Raw genomic sequence first — 18,369 nt, forward strand, 5'->3', positions numbered from 1 at the left:
ATGGCTCGACCTTATATGAATAAAATCGCGCGCCGGCAAATGCTGCTAGATACCGCGTCGGGCATTGTTGACGAATACGGTTGGAACACGCTCAGCATGATATCCCTTGCCGAACACGGCGGGGTGAGTCGGCAGTTGGTGTATCAAAATTTTGACTCCATCAACACCCTCACGGAACAGACCGCGTCCTATATGTTTGAGGAGCTCTATACCGAAACTCAAGATATCTTGCGCAAGCACAGCGATGACATTGTTGTTGCCATTACCAAGGCCCAACACGTTTTATTTAGCTTTCCCGAGGGGCGAGTACAAGCGCTGTGGGCACTGCTGGCCGACAACACCTCGCACAACACGCCGTTTAGCGCGGTTAGTCGTCGATACAGAAAACTCATTTCCGATCTGTATACACCGATGATTTCACGGACAATGAATATCGATACCCAGCACGCGGGCCAAGTCGCTTGGCTGTTAATGATGTCATTCTGGGGAGGCCAGCAACTCATTCACGACAAGACCATTAGCAAAACCAAGTCGCTAGAATTAATACAATGGTATATCGAACGCCTAGTGGCGGGATGCAAAGCGAGCAAGGCGTAACGCTAGCATCAGCGCGGCCTTGCTCCCAATAAACAGATAACTGATAAGACCTGTCTTAGTAGGTATAACGCGCCGTTATTCCCACTGTGCGCTGCGGCAATGTAAAGGCTTGATAAGATCCCTCTGGCGAGCCCACTCTCTCATCAACCACGGTGTGAATATTCGCCGGCGCCACCTGATTTATAATAACCTCATCGGTGATATTTTTGCCCCATACCGCAAAGTCGACGCTGTCATTTCGCCAGCCAACACGAAGATTCGTTACATTGGATGCGGGCATATCAAATTGTGGATCGAGTGAGGAGCTCGCGTTAGCCGAACTTGAGTACACATGATCTAGGCGAGAATATAAGTCGCCACCCGAAAAGGGCCTGCGCCAATTCAAGGCTATATTGGCTTTAAATTTTGTACCAGAAGGTAGCCCCTCACCACTCAGATCGCACTGACCAGCTTCATTATCTGGACTGCGTCCGTAAAAGCATTGACCACCGGTGTACTTATCATAAAGGGTGTCGATATAGGCGAGATTAAAGGTAGCCATCATATTTTCTGTCAAAATCATCGTCGAATCGATTTCGATACCATCGACCGTTACCAACTCCGCGTTGTTAACAATAAAGACTAAGCCCGCGTAACTCGCATTTTGAAAATCTTTATATTCGGTGTGAAAAATGGAGGCGTTGACACGCGCGCGACGATCAAGAAACTCGGTTTTAGCACCTAACTCAACGTTAATGACATTCTCTTCATCAAAGGGACGCAACTCGTCAGTAGACGTGCCATTCTGCAAACTAAATCCACCCGATTTAAATCCTGACGACAGCGAGCCGTAGAACATGGTATCGCTGCTCAGAAAGTAGCTCGCCGACAGGGAGCCAGTAACGGCCTCAAACGCATCTTTTTGATCGAAGTCATTGCCGTCTGGCGTTACCTGACACAACAAGTTTGTATTCAGCGGAGGCACACAACCTAAAGGAGACAATTGCGTGGTTTGGGTGACGACGCCATGTTTGTCCTCATAGGAATAGCGAATCCCTACAGCGCCCTTCCATTTCTCATTAAACTCATAATCAAACTTGGCGAATACGCCAATATTGCTGGTGTCTTGAGTAATGTAGTAATCGCCGCGATCACCCTCCACACCAAAGGCGGGAATAACCAGGGGCAATAAATTTAAAGGCAAAGCCCCTCGGGAAATGAGTTCATCGACAATGGCATCACCGTAGGCTTCAACATCTTCGGTGGCAATAAATTCGGGCAGCGATTTATCGCCGCGAATAAACTCATTGCTAAAGTAATACCCACCAAACAACCAATTGAAATCATTGCCGCCATCAGAGGCGATACGAAATTCTTGAGAATAAGAACTGCCGCGCTGCCTGTCGTTAAAGTCAGCCACCTTCAAACTACTTTGCTCTACATCGCCGACATAATTCAGCCCGTCATAATCGTCGTAACTGCTTACCGAAGTAAGGCTATAGCCATCGCCGAGATAGCTAATATTTAAAATAATGTCGTTTGAATCGCCCTTGTAAAAACTCCCATCCGCGTATTCTATGAGTCTGTCACTAGGGTCATTTGGAATCGTAAGACTTCCTCCCGCATTGCCAACGATGCGCTGACTCGCCTCGCTCAAGAAAACATCACCCGTTAAGGTATTCATATCTTTCTCAGCGTAGCCCATTATCAGTCTTGCGCTGAGCGCATCTGAAAAGTCTGCTCTAAGTTGTCCGCGAACGGCATAGCTGTTTAAGTCATCGGCTCCGGGACCGGCGACGTTGTCGATAAGTTCACCGCGGCGAGAATCTACAAAACTCAGACGACCACTGAGCCAATCGTTAAGCGGGCCGCTCACATAGGATTTAACTTGTCTGAGTTCATCGCTGCCGAGATTGACCTCAAACATTGCTTCAAGCTGCTCAGTTGGCCCCTGAGTCTGCACACTGATAACACCGGCCGTCACGTTTTTACCGTGCAAAGTACTTTGCGGCCCCTTCAAGACCTCAACAGAACTGACGTCAACTAAATCGCCAATACCAATACCCGATCGGGCACGGAAGGCACCATCAATAAACAGGCCGGTGGCTGGCTCAAAGTTAGGAATATTGCCGGCGTTGCCAATATTGCGAATTCGAAAAGTAGTGGCCAATGGGCTGATATTAGTCAGGACGATAAGTGAGGGGACTTGCGCGGCGATGTCACCAATATCATTAAAGCCCATATCGGTGAGCTGATCTGCAGTAATCGCGGATACCGATACCGGCACCGTCTGCATATCTTCTTGACGCTTTTGAGCGGTAACAATGACCTCCTCTAGCTGAGCCGCATAAAGCGGAGTAGAAAATACCGCAGCGGCGATAGCTAACGTACCGAAATTCTGATTCTTCTTTTTATTAATTTTCATTTTTTACACCAGACTAGGTCTGAAAGAGCGCTAGCTCACAACCACTACAGCAATAAGCACGCACTTGTTGGTTATTATAGTCATGAATCTATCAAAAAATTTACACGGCGTAAACTTTTAAATATGATGAGCGGCAAGCCTTAAAATTTACCAACGGCTTAGGGTCTGTTGACGTTTAGGCATCAGCAGTGGGGATGCTCAAACGTCAACAGACCCTAAACCAATAAAGATAATAAGCAGCAGGACCTTAAGATGACTAAAAAACTGACACTCCTCCTATCTGTCATTGCCTTATCGGGCTGTATTCCACCCGAACTGGCTAACCGCATAATGGAAAAAGGCATCGAACAACGGATGTCGAGCAATACCATGAAGCAACTCGACGACGGTCTGCATTTTGCCCTCTGCGGTGCAGGTGGCCCAATGCCTGCGCCAAAAGCATCCGGCCCCTGCGCTATGGTAATTGCCGGCCAGCGACTGTTTATAGTCGATGCGGGTACCGACGGTGTGCGCAATATCATGCGCATGGGTTATCAAGTCGGCGACATTGAAGCGGTGTTTCTAACTCACTTTCATTCAGACCATATCGATGGCCTGGGCGAAATGGGCACCCTGCGCTGGGCTGGCGGTGCGAATACCTCGCCGCTAACGGTGTTTGGGCCCCAAGGGGTAGAGAGCGTGGTCAATGGTTTTAATATGGCCTACAGCCACGACTTCAGCTATCGCCACGCACATCACGGCGACGTTGTTGCTCCCACCAGTGGTGCGGGACTTGCCGCCCAGCCATTCATCCAACCCCAGCAAGGCGAACTAACCGTGCTGCTCCAAAACGACGATTTACGTATTGAAGCACTGGCCGTTGATCACGCCCCGGTCGCCCCCTCGGTCGCATATCGCTTTAGCTATAAGGGTCGCTCACTACTCATCAGTGGCGACACGGTGAAGTCTGCCAATATTCAAAAATTTGCCCAGGGCGTGGATTTACTTGTTCACGAAGCCTTGGCACCTAACCTCGTCACCCTAATGAACAAAGTCGCGAAAGAAACCGGCAACATTGTTGCGGAGCACATAGCACACGATATTCTCGATTATCACGCCAGCCCCGTAGAGGCTGCGGAAACCGCCCGCGACGCCGGTGTCGGCCACCTTGTGTATTACCACATTGTTCCGCCGTTAGTGATACCCGGACAAAAAGCGCTCTTTCTCAATGGCGCGGACAAAATCTTCAAAAATTACACGATTGGCGAAGATGGGGTGGCGTTTAGCCTGCCAAGCGGCTCCAGGGAAATCATTCAAACTAGTAAGGGCTTATAAGATAATTTTACAGGACGCCGGCTGTTATGGGCGTGACCGCTAGTGAGCGCGACCTGCCGCGGAGCTGTATTTTGCAACGCTTCGCTGGCAGTAACATCCAGAGAAGATGTCATGTTGATATCGCAATATGCCACGCAGACATCAATGTAAATAAAGGCCTCGGCTTGCTTGAAACAGCCCCAACGCCCCTCCCATTGCAAGTTCAACTCGGCACGGCTAGGCACTTACGTTTCGCAATTAAACTACTCGTCGTCAGCGCAGTGTTTACCGCCCCTACGGCAGCGGCCTAACACACGGGCGAACTCTCTTTAAAAATCAGCATTACCATTTAATAATAATTCTCATTAGCACTACGAATTGCATTAAATAATTGCGATAATACTCAATCAATCTTAATACCCTCGGATTAACGTTATGCCCTCTAGTCGATATCTCCTCGCCGCAACCGCGCTACTCATACCCATTAGCAGCACGGCTGCGGATACCAATAAGCTAAAAATTGAAGAGGTGCTGGTGACCGGCGACCCAATGAGCCGCAGCAGCTTAGATACTGTGTCGAGTATTAGCATTGTGCCGGATGAGCAACTGCGAGCGCTGAATATTCGCGACCTGTACGACCTGCTGCTACGCAGCCCAAATTTAAATGCGGCGCGGGAAGACAAATTCTCGGTGCGAGGTATTAGCAACGAAGGTATTGGTCCTGGCGGCACCGGCCGGCCAACGGTGAGTATTTTCATTGACGGCGCAAGACAGCCCGGACGCGGCGTGGCCAATAGCTGGGACGTTAAGCAAATGGAGTTTTATCGCGGACCACAGTCCACCGCCTTTGGCCCGGGCTCACTGGCGGGCGCCGTGGTTGTACAAACCCGTGATCCCTCGACCCAGGAATACAGCGGCGAGGCGAAGGTCGGCGCCGGCAACTACGGCGGCCGTGAAGCGGGTATCGCACTCGGCGGGCCGTTAGCTGCGGGCTTTGCATTTCGCTACGCTGCAGAAACCAATCAAACCGACGGCGAAGCCACCAACACCACCCTAAACGACGATGAGTGGCAGGCGCGCAAACGTTATATGCAGCGCTTAAAACTCAGCTGGAATGCCACCGATTGGTATTCCGCGATGCTCACGATCCAGGACAGTAAGTTGCGCGAGGGCAACGAATACCTGCCCCCGGAAACCGCAGAGGATGGCATCTCTACCGACAATATCGATGGTTTCTATCGCGACAACAGTCAGCTCTGGGTATTAAGCCAACACGCCGAGCTCAACGATGATTTGCGTTTAAGCCTAATTGCCAGCCACGCCAAAAATTACAATCAACGCAAAGGTGACTACGATATTTCAGACGCGAACAACGGCTATTTTATTAATACCGTCAACACCGAAAACGACTCCCTAGAAGTCCGCCTGCAATATCAAACTAGCGCAATAAAAGCGGTGGCTGGTTTGTATTACGCCAACGATGAGTTAGTCGGCACCTCAAGTTCGATTGACCTGCCTTACAATGTCAGCGGCATGCAATTGCGCGCCGACGCAGACCTTGCCGCCGACCGCGACGCGACTACCCGCGCCGTTTACAGCGAAGCTGATATTAATTTGAGCACTCGCTGGACGCTGACTTTAGGTGCTCGCTACGAAGAAAATGAAGCCACAAATCGCAGTGCATTTATTGTGACCGGCGCGGAATTAATCGATCCCGTAACGGGCACAACCATCCCCGGCGATATCAGCCCGCTGTTAAAACCGATATTAGACAACGACACCACTGCTCCTAGCGGTGACGATGTTCTACTGCCAAAGATTGCCCTTAGCTTTCAGATTAATGACGAGTTAAGTGCTTTTCTTACCCGCAGCCAAGGCTATCGCGCAGGCTCAGTTGACTTTGTTAGCTCAGGTAATTCTCCCAGCTATGGGCCGGAATACACCAACAACTACGATCTTGGGCTTAAGCTCCAGCGCGGCAGCTGGTTTGTGCAGGGCACGATATTCCGCATCGATTACGACGACATGCAAATCGGCGTGCGCGTAGATGCCTCCAACTTCCGTACCGACAATGCGGGCGAGGCAAAATCTGAGGGAGCGGAACTGGAATTCCGTGGTGATTTAGCCTACGGATTTAGTGTATTTGGCGGTATCGGCTACGTAGACACCGCCTTTGTTGAATACCAAGATGACGGCGTAAATTACGCTGACAATCACTTCCCCAACGCGCCGCGCAATACGGCCAATTTCAGCTTGCGCTATGCAAACGACTGGGGCTTTTTTAGCGATATTAGCTGGTCGCGAACAGATGACAGCTATATCGATCGCGAGAACACCCCCACGTTGCTAGCCGACGCCCGAGATTTATTCGGCGCCCGCATTGGCTACCAAGGCGAGCACTTTGGCGCAGAATTATACGGCCAAAATCTCACCGATAAATTCTATATCACCGACCGCTTCAACAGCCCATCGCTGGGCATTAATACGGTGTACGTTGGCGACCCCAAGGAGATTGGGGCACGTATTACCTATAAATTTTAAAATGCTTAAGCTAGACCTGCGCCGCTTATTTCTATGGCGCAGGATTGGGAAGACGCTGGTGAATATCTTCAATCTCTTTTAGCACCACCTCGCTCAACTGCAACTCGGCGCTGTCGATATTTTCTTTTAACTGCGCCATGGTGGTAGCGCCAATAATATTACTCGTTAAGAAAGCGCGACTCGTCACAAAAGCTAATGCCATTTGCGCCGGCGCAAGCTCATGACGTTCGGCCAAAGCCACGTAGGCCTCGCTAGCGGCTACTGCTTGCGGATTGCTGTAACGCTGAAAACGCTCAAACAAGGTAATACGGCCATCAACAGGTCGCGCACCGTTGCGGTATTTTCCGCTCAACATACCGAAAGCCAAGGGTGAATAGGCGAGCAAGCCGACGTCTTCGCGAATCGCCATTTCCGCCAAACCAATTTCAAACGTTCGGTTCAATAGACTGTAAGGGTTTTGAATACTGGCAATGCGCGGCAAACCATATTGCTCCGCCAGATTTAAATAACTCATCACACCCCAGGGGGTTTCATTACTAATACCAATGGCTTTCACTACGCCGCTACCAACCAGCTCAGATAGGGTTTCCAGGATTTCATGTAAATCCCGCTCAGCGTCATCATCACTGTGCTGATAGCCCAATTTACCAAAGAAATTGGTGGCGCGATTAGGCCAGTGAATTTGGTATAGATCGATGTAATCTGTTTGCAGGCGGGCCAAACTGCCGTCTATTGCCGCTAAAATCGCACTGCGATTAAGTGGCTTTGCATCGCGCACATGGGGGTGGCCAGGACCGGTAGCCTTACTCGCAAGAACAATCTGCTTGCGCTTACCGCACTGCCGAAACCATTCGCCGATATATTCCTCGGTCTTACCCTGGGTCTCTGGAATAGGGGGCACAGGATACATTTCGGCGGTATCAAAAAAATTAATGCCCCGCGACACCGCGTAATCCATTTGTTCGAAGGCTTGCTCCTGGGTATTTTGTTGGCCCCAGGTCATTGTCCCTAAGCAAATTTCACTGACGTTGATACCCGTTCGGCCCAGTTCACGCATGTCCATTTCAATCCCCCTATTCGATTCCGAATCCCTCAATCAGACTCATCCTATTGGACTTAGTGTACGGCAATTTTGACGCCAATGAACAAAGACCCGCGCATCCAATTTAGAGCATCGTCATTTACATACCAATTCATATATGGATATACATATATACAAACATACATTAAAATCAACTGACTTGTCTCAAACCAAACACAAGGCCATGAACCCAAGCCAGCTATTTAAATGCTTATCTGACGACACGCGACTGCTGTCCACGCTACTCATTCGCAGCGAAGGTGAGCTGTGCGTATGTGAATTAATGGCCGCACTAGACGACAGCCAACCCAAGATTTCACGTCACTTAGCTCAATTGCGCAGCTGCGGCGTTCTCACTGACCGCCGGGATAAACAGTGGGTGTATTACCGTCTTCACCCCCAATTGCCGGCGTGGATTACACAAATATTGGACACCACCGTGAGCGCCCAAAAAGAACAGCTGCACGTCTGCCTCCAAAAGCTCAAGGCAATGCAATGCCGCCCCGCAAACTGCGCATAAGGCAAGGTTATGCAACATAAGGACGCAAGATGAACCTACTCTTTATCTGCACCCACAATCGCTGCCGCAGTATTTTGTGCGAAGCGATCACGAATAGCTTTGACGATCCACGCGTCCGCGCCTTTAGTGCAGGCAGTCAACCCGCCGGTGAAGTTCACCCACTCTCGTTGAAGTACCTCGCCAAACAGGGTATTCCCACGGCGAACTTACGCAGCCAATCTTGGGATGACTTCGCGGGACAGGCAATTGATATTGCGATTACCGTCTGTGACAGCGCCGCCGGCGAAAGCTGCCCGCTGTGGCTAGGCAACTCGCCAAAGGTGCACTGGGGTTTAAGCGACCCGTCTAAACTCAGCGCCAGCGATGCCGACATCGAAGCCGCGTTTAATACCTGCATCGCCTCCATACAAGCACGAGTACAAGCGCTGCTGGCACTGGATATAGAAAACCTCGATAAAGCCGACCTTATTTCTGCCCTAAAGAAAATTCACAGCAATGTCAGCGACGGAGTCAAAACCTAATGGGCCTGTTTGAACGGTATTTAAGCGTCTGGGTAGGACTCTGCATTGTCGCAGGTTTAATCCTTGGCAACGTCATGCCTGAGCTATTTCAACTTATTGCGAGTATGGAAATAGCTCACGTAAATTTGCCCGTTGCGGCTTTTATCTGGGTGATGATTTATCCGATGATGGTGCAGGTAGATTTTTCTGCCATTAAAGACGTCGGCAAAAAGCCCAAGGGCTTGGCCTTAACGCTAGTGGTTAACTGGCTGATAAAGCCTTTCACAATGGCGGCGCTGGGCTGGCTTTTCTTCCGCGTGATCTTCGCAGATTGGGTTGACCCGCAGACCGCCAGTGAATACATCGCCGGTATGATTTTGCTCGGCGTCGCCCCGTGCACGGCCATGGTGTTTGTTTGGAGTCAGCTCACCAAAGGCGACGCCAATTACACCCTGGCGCAGGTCTCTATCAATGACGTCATCATGATATTTGCCTTCGCGCCTATCGCCGCATTTTTATTAGGCATTAGCGACGTTACGGTACCATGGGACACCTTAGTTCTATCCGTTGTGCTCTACGTGCTTATACCGCTCATCGCCGGGGTACTGACTCGCCGCGCACTGGACAAGCCCGACAATCACCAACGCCTGCAAGACTTTTTAGGCCGCGTAAAACCCATTTCGATAAGCGGCCTACTGGCAACCGTCGTCTTATTGTTTGGCTTTCAAGCGGAAGTTATATTGCAAAACCCCATCGCAATCGTACTTATCGCTATACCCCTGCTGATCCAAACCTACGGCATCTTTGCGATTACGTTTTACGGCGCCAAAGCCTTGCGCCTGCCGCACAATATTGCCGGCCCAGCCTGCCTTATCGGCACATCCAACTTTTTTGAGCTGGCAGTCGCCGTCGCCATTTCACTATTTGGATTACAGTCTGGCGCCGCACTGGCAACTGTGGTCGGAGTATTGGTTGAGGTGCCCGTTATGTTGTCGCTAGTCGCCATCGTCAATCGCAGCCGCAACGCCTTCCCCTCTTAAGTAACACGCAAAAACGGATATTGTATGAACGATCTTCCCAACGTCGACGCCGAGTTACTCAAGCCCATCGACGCCAGTAAATTATTTAAAAGCCAAGAACACCCACCTAAAATTTTATTATTATACGGTTCCTTGCGAGAGCGCTCGTTTAGCCGCCTCGCCACCGAAGAAGCCGCCCGCCTGCTGCAGTGCTTCGGCGCAGAAACCCGAATCTTTAACCCCTCGGGACTACCACTCCCCGACGATGCCGACGACAGCCACCCCAAGGTGCAAGAATTACGAGAACTCGCCAGCTGGTGCGAAGGCATGGTGTGGTGCTCGCCAGAACGTCACGGCGCCATGACCGGCATTATGAAAGCGCAGATAGACTGGATTCCGCTCTCGATCGGCGCCGTAAGACCCACCCAAGGTAAAACCCTTGCAGTGATGCAAGTCTGCGGTGGCTCACAAAGTTTTAATGCGGTAAATCAATTGCGGGTACTGGGACGCTGGATGCGTATGCTCACCATACCCAATCAATCATCGGTCGCCAAAGCATGGCTTGAGTTTGACGAAAACGACCGCATGAAACCGTCCTCGTACTACGATCGCATTGTGGACGTGATGGAGGAGTTGGTGAAATTCACCCTGCTAACACGCGGCAGCGCAGCGTATTTCGTCGACCGCTATTCTGAACGCAAAGAAGACTTAGCGGCATTTAAAAAGCGTATTGCTGAGCGCGCAAGTGACTGAGAACAAATACGAGGAATGAGATCCATTCATTCCTCGCTTACTAGCAACATGGCGCGCCTTCTCTTAAGTCATCTACAGAAAACGGTAAAGCCACACCACAGCCCTCAAAAATGCCGTAGTGACGACTAAAATCACCAATAAACTCGAAGTGTTGGGCTAAACGAGTATCGTGGAGCATTCGCCATGTATTACCGCATACCGTGAAGACTTTGCCTGTTTGAATATCGTGGTGCTTATCTAATACAAAGCGATGCGGGCTCTCTGCGATAGTACCGCGATATATCACCGCTTGACCGTAGTCCTCGCAATCGCTTTCTAAGGCATCAATATTAAATAAACGATAGGTCGCCGAGAAAAATTTACTATTCCCGCAGCGGGCAGCCAACAAAGGGTCGCTAATGTCTAAGGGGCGATCCTCCACCAACCTAGAGTCCGCAAAGCCATGGCGCTTCGCCATTTGTATAAAGTCATTCCAATACAGGGCGCCACCTAAACACTCACCATAGAGCACCGGGTCATTTTTCACTTCATCAGGTACTCGCCGGTCGGCATACACATCTGAGAAATAGAATTCACCACCGGGTTTTAATAAACGCTTTATACTCTGCAGCACGGCGTCTTTATCTGGCGATAAATTAATCACACAATTCGAAACAACAATATCGAAACTGCCTGACTCTAAACCTAGCTCGTCGAGCTTTTCGATATAGCCTTTCAAAAAATGCACATTATCAAAACCGAATTTTTCAGCATGGTAGGCTTGATGCGCTTTGGCGATAGCCAATTGCTCATCGGTCATATCCACACCAACAACCTCACCCGTGGGACCCACTAACTGTGCCAAGGCATAGACATCTCTGCCGCTACCGCAGCCAAGATCCAGCACGCGACAACCAGTCAACACCGGAGGACACACTAAGCCGCAGCCGTAATACCGAGACAAGACGTCGCCATGAATATTTGCCAATACCGGTTTTAGCCACTGGGGCATAAGCGTGATATCGCAACAGGCGCTGGTTTTTAAATCAGCCGAACTTTGCAACTGCTTACCGTAATAGTCCTGCACTAGCTCGTGCATACCTTCTCCCAACAACTTAGAAAATGATTATAAAATAGCAATAGCTGCGAACACTGCCACGAGAAATAGGCAAAATAGCGCAAGGACATCGATTGCCTTTATTTTATAAAGCTCTAGCGGCGACTCATACGAGGCTCGCTTTAACTCCCGCGCGGCCATAAAGAGCGGGAACGCCACACTAATAGCAATTAAAACTCCCCCGACAACATAAGCGTAAATATATTTCACACCCAATCGCCGCCCCTCGACGATCATCCAAACATTGCAGGTAAAGGCCAGGAATAAAATATCTATCACTAAAAATTTTCCCGCAGGATTGGCATTAAACAGCGCATCCTTCCAGAATTGAATATTCGCTTCAACAATGCCGTTGCCGAGATAAGCCGGTAAATGTATCCACGTTGTTAGCAATGCCAGTAGCGCTATCACGACGTAAAGCGATACCAGTAATTTTGTTTTCACTTCCATTGTTGTTCCCCTTTTATTTTTATGCTTTTTATTTTTACGCTCTTTGTTTATACGGAATGGTTTGCCCAGCTATCACAACGCGCCACCGCAACTACTGCCCTGCCCCGCTGTGCAGCCAAAACAATGATCAGCAATGGCAATATCATGCCCCTCAACATCAACACGTAATAGATCGCGCAAATGCTTGGCAGATTTACCCACGGTGGAAAGGCTCAATTGCTGGTTAAAATCGCAGTCGTATAAATTGCCCAGCCAGTCCACACTGACTAAATTACGGCACATCAGCGATTCCAAATTATCGGCACTAAAATTGTTTTTTAACAACTCCATATAAGGCTTGAATTGGCCCTTGGAAACCAAGGTCGAACCAAAGCGCTGTATCGGCATATTCGCCAAGGCAAATAAATGATTAAATTCAATATTAAAATTCGCACGTAGCTCGCGACGATAATCAGCCTCTAGGGTTTGCTGATTGGGCGGCAACGAAGGCCCCTGCGGATTGTAGACTAGGTTCAGTACCAAACCCGAATCCGGCATACCGTAACCTAGGGAGTTGAGTAATTGCAGGCCCGCGATGCTTTTATCAAACACACCTTCGCCTCGCTGTGCGTCGACATTTTCAAGCGAATAACAGGGTAGCGAGGCAACAATTTCGACTTTATTCGCCGCCAAAAACGCCGCCAAACTTTCCTGCCCAGGCTCAAATAAAATAGTTAAATTGCAGCGATCGACGACCTTAACGCCCATCGCCGTCGCCGCACTGACCAATTCGCAAAATTGCTCGTGAAGCTCCGGTGCGCCGCCGGTGAGATCAAGGGTAGTGATATTCCGCGCCGCAAGGACCTGCGGAATAAGGGTGATGGTCTCTGCCGCCATCATTTCTGTGCGCGTCGGACCTGCATTTACGTGGCAATGCAGACAGCGCTGATTGCACTTATAACCCAGATTAACTTGCAGGGTATCCAGCTGTTTTCTGGAAATGGGTGGGAAGTCTGTGACCTCCAACAACGCCAAGGTATCGTGCATTTTCGCCCCTGTATTTATGATTAAACTCGCGTCTACGGCTCGACTTCTAAGTCGCAACCTACCATGACTAGATCACTATTAATTAGCCGCTAACTGACCTTTACGTGACGGTTTCGCCGTCAGACCATAGCGCGATGGCCTTCAACACTCAAAAAACGCAATTTTGTGCAAAATATACACAAACCACTCAGGCAGTAATCAGAAAATATTTTTCTTGCCATTACAATAACTTATCCGGCATACCGAGACTTGCGATGGGGCATTTTGCTTGTTGAAATCGGTGTTTTGACGAGATTTATAATGAGATTCGGCCTAATCGCAGGAATTCCCGTATAATACGCCGCTTTCACGCGAAGAGAGCATAGCAATGAGCGCAAAAGTTGCCCTGATCATGGGCTCAAAAAGTGACTGGGAGACCATGCGCCCAGCCACCGAGATCATGAGCGAACTTGGCGTCGAGCACCATGTAGAAGTGGTCTCAGCCCATCGCACTCCGGACAAACTAATGGAATTTGCCAGCCAGGCAGTCAGCCGTGGCTTTGACGTTATTATTGCGGGCGCCGGCGGCGCAGCGCATTTGCCTGGTATGGTGGCGGCAAAGACTCGCTTACCGGTGTTGGGCGTACCGGTGCAAAGCAAAGCGCTTAATGGTGTCGACAGCTTGCTCTCTATCGCGCAAATGCCAAAAGGTATTGCGGTTGGCACCTTGGCCATCGGCAGTGCAGGCGCCTTCAACGCCGGCTTAATGGCATGCCAAATTTTGGCGCTGACCGATGCTGACTTAGCAGCTCGCTTAGAGGCCTTCCGCACCAAACAAACCCAAGATGTATTAGACAACCCGGATCCGAGGAACGCCTAATGCCGACGGTTTGGGTTCTGGGCGCCGGACAATTAGGCGCAATGCTAAAGCAGGCTGCTTATCCACTGGCCATTAATGTTGAGCCGGTAGAGCCTGAAAGTGAGCAATTGCCAAACATCATTGACGGCGACACTGTCACCGTTGAGCGAGAACAGTGGCCAGACACCCCAGTAACCCGCCATATGAGCCAACAACGCGGCTTTATGAACGCGGATATCTTCGGCAAAATCGCGGATCGTTTTCATCAAAAGACCATGCTCGATACCCTTGGCATTAACACCGCGCCATGGCGATCCGTCGAGGTAAACACCAAAGCAGAATCGCTACATGCAGAATTAGGTCCCGACGTATTATTAAAGCGTCGCGAAGGCGGCTACGATGGCAAGGGACAATACTGGCTGTACGAAGATCAGGGTGACGAAGTCCCCACCGACTGGTTAGGCACCGGCATTGCCGAAAAGAAAATCCCCTTCAATGAGGAACTGTCTTTGGTTGGCGCCAGAGACAAAGACGGCAATAAAGTCTTCTACCCATTGACGCTAAACCTGCACAGCAACGGTATTTTGATGGCGTCTATTTCGCCGCTTTCCCGGGTTGCACATTTACAGCCCATGGCTGAGTCAATGCTGGGGAAAATCATGGACTCAGCCAATTATATTGGCGTCATGGCCATGGAGTGTTTCCGAGTTGGCGAACAACTAATTGTAAACGAACTAGCACCCCGCGTTCACAACAGCGGACACTGGACCCAAGCTGGCGCCTGCGTGAGCCAGTTTGAAATGCATCTACGAGCTGTCTGCGATTTACCGATTAAAGCGCCAGAAGTACGCGGCCAAAGTGTGATGATAAATATCATTGGCGTAGAGCGTGAAATCGCTTGGCTAAAGATTCCATCGACCCAATGTTACTGGTATGGCAAGGATGTTAGACCCGGGCGCAAACTCGGCCACATCAACATCAATCACCCACAAAAAAGCGCCGTGCAAACGGCGCTGAATGAATTGCGCAAGTTGCTGCCCGAGAACTATCAGGATGTATTTAACTGGGTAGAAAAAGAGTTAAAACGCATATAGCTCTTTGGCTCGCAAGGCGGGCCTTAGAGTAGCCCCAAGCCATGTAAAACAAACATAATCAAGCTAGCGGTAAAAAGCGAACCCAGCGTGGTGAGTACGATAATATTTGCTGCTAGCGCCGAATTCCCCCCCATCGCTCTCACCATCACATAACTTGCGGCTGCGGTTGGCGCCGACGACATCAGGGCCAACACACCTAATTCAACATCTCTAAAACCAAGCACAACGCCGCCACCTATTAGCAATATCGGCACCACTAACAATTTACAAATCGCACTCAGCATTGCACTGTTTATATCGGCACGAAGCGCTTTAAAATTTAAACTGGCCCCGGTGCAGAGCAAGGCCAGGGGCAGCGTCATTTGTGCGAAGTACTCACCACTGCGCACTAATAAGCTGGGCAGCGGCCATTCAAAAGCCGCGAATGGCAGCGCCGCAAGAATACTCAGAATAATTGGGTTACCAACTATGCCACGAATATACGTGGCGCTACTGCCATCTCGATTCATGCTGCGATTAAGAGTAAACACCGACAAGATATTATATAAAATTGTCACCAAGGCTAAATAAAACGAGGCGGCCACCAGTCCCGAGTGACCATAGGCATTTACGCAATACGCCAAACCAATAATGCCCATATTTGAGCGGAACGCACCTTGCACCACCACCCCGCGATCTTCACGTTTTGCAACCGCAAATCGCGCCAACAGCTCCAACATCGCATACGTCACAGCCGTGCCTATCAGCCCGTATATCACTAGTTTAACGTTGGCAGATTCAGCGATACTGGTTCGACTGATACTTATGAACATCAATGCAGGTAAGGTGACGTTAAACACCAGCTTGCTACCCACTTCGATAAAGTTGTCGTTAATAAAATGCGTTCGGTTTAGATAGATACCAAGCAGCAGCACGACAAAAATCGGGCCGGTGATGGAAAACGAAAAAGACAGCGACTGTAAGAAGTCTTGCATGAAAGGCTACTTTGAATTTGCGACTAGGCGGTGAGGGCGCCGGCCAGTATCTCACACTCAATGCCGACCATCGACAATATCTAGCAGCTTCTCGCAAACCGCAAATAAAAAAGAAGAAACAACGCCGAGACGCCATTTCTTCAATGCCCCTTTCCACGGAGAAATTCAAAATCACATCAGTGACTAATCATCCAGGGTCGTTGAGAGGGGAAAACCTTGCTGCCGTCCGCCATATAAATCGCCTTCTGGCGAAGGCTGCTGCGATCCGGGTGAGCGGTGTGGTCGCCGCAGCCACAACCTTTCCTGGCTGCCTCGTGGGCGCGGCGCTGAGCCTGATCTTCCCTGTAGTCCACTGTTGAAAAAATCGGCTGATGTACTGCCTTTTCATTTTTTGTCATTGCTTGGCGTCGTGCTGGCGACATCGCCAACACTTCGGGGGGAATCATAATCACCCGCGCACTCAGCTTGCCGCAGCTGGGGCAAGCACAGGGCATTGCTGCTTGCTCCATGCTGGCTAGCTCATGAAACAAACCGTGTTCATTGCATTTGTAGTCGTATACCGGCATCACCTGCCTCCCATTTTATAAAGCAATGATTAACACAGGACATTTAATCAACGCTTCCCAAACTATTGAATGGCGTGCCCGTGTTGCTGTTGCGCAACTCTATTTTGTACGGGCACGCCCAGTCTCTTCCCTCGTCTTTACCGCTACAGATCCGGTGACAGCGGCACATCTACCGTGCCGTCCACCACCTTGGTGGGACCGTCGGCATTGGGCTGCATATCAAAGTCAAAGATATCGGTGGGCAGCCACAAAGTCGCACAGGCATTCGGTATGTCAACCACCCCGCTGATATGTCCCTGCACCGGCGCGACCCCGAGTATGGTATAGGCCTGCGCTCGGCTATATCCAAACTTGGTCATATACTCGATGGCATTTAAGCAGGCTTGGCGATAGGCAATATGCACGTCCAGGTAATGCTGCTTGCCACCCTCGTCGACCGAGATACCTTCAAAAATAAGATAGTCGTCATACTTAGGCGTGATCGGGCTGGGTTTAAAGATCGGGTTTTTAATGCCGTATTTCTTCATACCGCCTTTAATCAAATTGACCCGCAGGTGAATCCAACCCGCCATTTCAATAGCACCGCAGAAGGTGATTTCGCCGTCGCCCTGACTAAAGTGAAGATCGCCCACACTCAAACCAGCGTCTTTGACATACACGGGAAAATACACTTTGGCACCGCGCGATAAATCTTTAATGTCACAGTTGCCACCGTGCTCTCTTGGCGGCACTGTACGAGCGCCTTCGGCGGCGGCTGCTTTTGCTGCATCACCGGTCATACGCCCCATGTGCGCAGTATCAGCATAAGGTAAGGTGGCCAATGCGGGAACACGATCAGGCTCGGTATCGTACAAGCCCTTTTCACGCGTGTTCCACTCGTCCAGCATTTCACGGGAAGGCAGACAGCCAATCAAACCGGGATGGATCAAACCCGCGAATTCGACATTGGGTACATGGCGAGATTTGGTGAACATGCCATTGAAATCCCAAATTGACTTTTGCGCCTCTGGAAAATGTTCGGTTAGAAATCCACCGCCATTTTGCTTTGAGAAAAATCCATTAAAACCCCACTGGCTTTCCTCGAAGGTGCCGATATCTAAAATATCCACTACTAATAAATCGCCGGGTTCAGCCCCCTCAACACCCACTGGACCAGACAAGAAATGGACTTTACTTAAATCGACATCACGCACATCATCGGCGGAGTCATCATTGTTAATCTGCCCACCAGTCCAATCTACACACTCAATTTTAAAGTCATCACCGGGCTTAACCATTGACACCATCGGTATGTCTGGATGCCAACGGTTATGGATCATGTCGTTGTCGTATGCCGATTTACTCAAGTCTACTTTGATGATTGTTTCAGCCATCGCTCTTCTCCGGACCAGTCATAGAAAATTCGAGACAACACCACGAAACTATTGTTATATCTTGCCTAGCGCCCGATATGACTCAACACAGTGATTGCCATGGCCTTACTATCGGTAATCACGGACAATACGGGTATTAGTTAATTGCCCTTGGCGCTACGTTAAATGACGTATTCTTAGCAATGTAAAAACGCATCTAGCTAGTTTCAGCAGGCCCCATACCCACAATTCGACGGCTGGAAAG

17 protein-coding genes are annotated in these 18,369 nt (G+C 49.9%); 9 read left to right on the forward strand and 8 right to left on the reverse strand.

Going from position 1 to position 18,369, the window contains the following annotated elements:
- A complete protein-coding gene (locus KXJ70_RS07415; RefSeq protein ID WP_219042781.1) occupies window positions 1-597 on the forward strand; it encodes a TetR/AcrR family transcriptional regulator in 597 nt (198 codons plus the stop codon).
- A gap of 55 nt (window positions 598-652) precedes the next feature.
- Here KXJ70_RS07415 and KXJ70_RS07420 read toward each other — a convergent pair whose 3' ends face one another.
- On the reverse strand, window positions 653-3,001 hold the full coding sequence (locus KXJ70_RS07420) for a TonB-dependent receptor (RefSeq protein ID WP_219042782.1): 2,349 nt from the start codon (window positions 2,999-3,001) through the stop codon (window positions 653-655).
- 252 nt (window positions 3,002-3,253) lie between these two features.
- Between KXJ70_RS07420 and KXJ70_RS07425 the strand changes: the two genes are divergently transcribed.
- Together KXJ70_RS07425 and KXJ70_RS07430 are read left to right on the forward strand one after the other, a co-directional pair.
- On the forward strand, window positions 3,254-4,315 hold the full coding sequence (locus KXJ70_RS07425; RefSeq protein WP_219042783.1) for an MBL fold metallo-hydrolase: 1,062 nt from the start codon (window positions 3,254-3,256) through the stop codon (window positions 4,313-4,315).
- A gap of 414 nt (window positions 4,316-4,729) precedes the next feature.
- A complete protein-coding gene (locus KXJ70_RS07430) occupies window positions 4,730-6,835 on the forward strand; it encodes a TonB-dependent receptor (protein WP_219042784.1) in 2,106 nt (701 codons plus the stop codon).
- Between the two features lie 31 nt (window positions 6,836-6,866).
- Here the strand turns inward: KXJ70_RS07430 and KXJ70_RS07435 are convergent, their stop codons facing one another.
- Window positions 6,867-7,898, reverse strand: a complete 1,032-nt coding sequence (locus KXJ70_RS07435; protein ID WP_219042785.1) for an NADP(H)-dependent aldo-keto reductase — start codon at window positions 7,896-7,898, stop codon at window positions 6,867-6,869.
- 202 nt (window positions 7,899-8,100) lie between these two features.
- Between KXJ70_RS07435 and KXJ70_RS07440 the strand changes: the two genes are divergently transcribed.
- The 4 genes from KXJ70_RS07440 to arsH are packed head-to-tail and all read left to right on the forward strand — an operon-like array spanning window position 8,101 to window position 10,708.
- Complete coding sequence (locus tag KXJ70_RS07440) at window positions 8,101-8,436, forward strand: metalloregulator ArsR/SmtB family transcription factor (RefSeq protein WP_219043118.1); 336 nt, start codon at window positions 8,101-8,103, stop codon at window positions 8,434-8,436.
- A 29-nt stretch (window positions 8,437-8,465) separates the two neighbouring features.
- Complete coding sequence (locus KXJ70_RS07445) at window positions 8,466-8,957, forward strand: arsenate reductase ArsC (protein ID WP_219042786.1); 492 nt, start codon at window positions 8,466-8,468, stop codon at window positions 8,955-8,957.
- On the forward strand, window positions 8,957-9,976 hold the full coding sequence (gene arsB, locus KXJ70_RS07450) for an ACR3 family arsenite efflux transporter (protein ID WP_219042787.1): 1,020 nt from the start codon (window positions 8,957-8,959) through the stop codon (window positions 9,974-9,976). Before KXJ70_RS07445 ends, arsB begins: the two co-directional genes overlap by 1 nt.
- 24 nt (window positions 9,977-10,000) lie before the next feature.
- Window positions 10,001-10,708, forward strand: a complete 708-nt coding sequence (gene arsH / locus KXJ70_RS07455; protein WP_219042788.1) for an arsenical resistance protein ArsH — start codon at window positions 10,001-10,003, stop codon at window positions 10,706-10,708.
- 40 nt (window positions 10,709-10,748) lie between these two features.
- Here arsH and KXJ70_RS07460 read toward each other — a convergent pair whose 3' ends face one another.
- The 3 genes from KXJ70_RS07460 to arsS all read right to left on the reverse strand — a co-directional run bounded on the left by KXJ70_RS07460 (window position 10,749) and on the right by arsS (window position 13,280).
- Entirely contained in the window at window positions 10,749-11,786 is a 1,038-nt protein-coding gene (locus KXJ70_RS07460; protein ID WP_219042789.1) for a methyltransferase domain-containing protein, read from the reverse strand.
- 27 nt (window positions 11,787-11,813) lie between these two features.
- On the reverse strand, window positions 11,814-12,254 hold the full coding sequence (locus tag KXJ70_RS07465) for a DUF2834 domain-containing protein (RefSeq protein WP_219042790.1): 441 nt from the start codon (window positions 12,252-12,254) through the stop codon (window positions 11,814-11,816).
- Between the two features lie 72 nt (window positions 12,255-12,326).
- Window positions 12,327-13,280, reverse strand: a complete 954-nt coding sequence (arsS, locus tag KXJ70_RS07470) for an arsenosugar biosynthesis radical SAM (seleno)protein ArsS (RefSeq protein WP_219042791.1) — start codon at window positions 13,278-13,280, stop codon at window positions 12,327-12,329.
- A 367-nt stretch (window positions 13,281-13,647) separates the two neighbouring features.
- Here arsS and purE point away from each other — a divergent pair, with 367 nt between their 5' ends.
- Both purE and purK read left to right on the forward strand, forming a co-directional pair.
- Window positions 13,648-14,139 carry a 5-(carboxyamino)imidazole ribonucleotide mutase gene (gene purE / locus KXJ70_RS07475; RefSeq protein WP_219042792.1) on the forward strand — a complete coding sequence of 164 codons (492 nt, stop codon included), beginning with the start codon at window positions 13,648-13,650 and terminating at the stop codon, window positions 14,137-14,139.
- On the forward strand, window positions 14,139-15,212 hold the full coding sequence (gene purK / locus KXJ70_RS07480) for a 5-(carboxyamino)imidazole ribonucleotide synthase (RefSeq protein WP_219042793.1): 1,074 nt from the start codon (window positions 14,139-14,141) through the stop codon (window positions 15,210-15,212). Before purE ends, purK begins: the two co-directional genes overlap by 1 nt.
- A gap of 23 nt (window positions 15,213-15,235) precedes the next feature.
- Here purK and KXJ70_RS07485 read toward each other — a convergent pair whose 3' ends face one another.
- From KXJ70_RS07485 to fmdA, 3 genes are all read right to left on the reverse strand, one after another.
- Window positions 15,236-16,186 (reverse strand): AEC family transporter, encoded by a 951-nt coding sequence (locus KXJ70_RS07485; RefSeq protein ID WP_219042794.1) that lies wholly within the window; start codon window positions 16,184-16,186, stop codon window positions 15,236-15,238.
- A gap of 176 nt (window positions 16,187-16,362) precedes the next feature.
- Complete coding sequence (locus tag KXJ70_RS07490; RefSeq protein WP_219042795.1) at window positions 16,363-16,752, reverse strand: FmdB family zinc ribbon protein; 390 nt, start codon at window positions 16,750-16,752, stop codon at window positions 16,363-16,365.
- Between the two features lie 143 nt (window positions 16,753-16,895).
- A complete protein-coding gene (gene fmdA / locus KXJ70_RS07495) occupies window positions 16,896-18,125 on the reverse strand; it encodes a formamidase (RefSeq protein WP_219042796.1) in 1,230 nt (409 codons plus the stop codon).
- Window positions 18,126-18,369: the final 244 nt, after the last annotated feature.

This window comes from Zhongshania aquimaris (assembly GCF_019312595.1).
GTDB classification, from domain to species: Bacteria; Pseudomonadota; Gammaproteobacteria; order Pseudomonadales; family Spongiibacteraceae; genus Spongiibacter; species Spongiibacter aquimaris.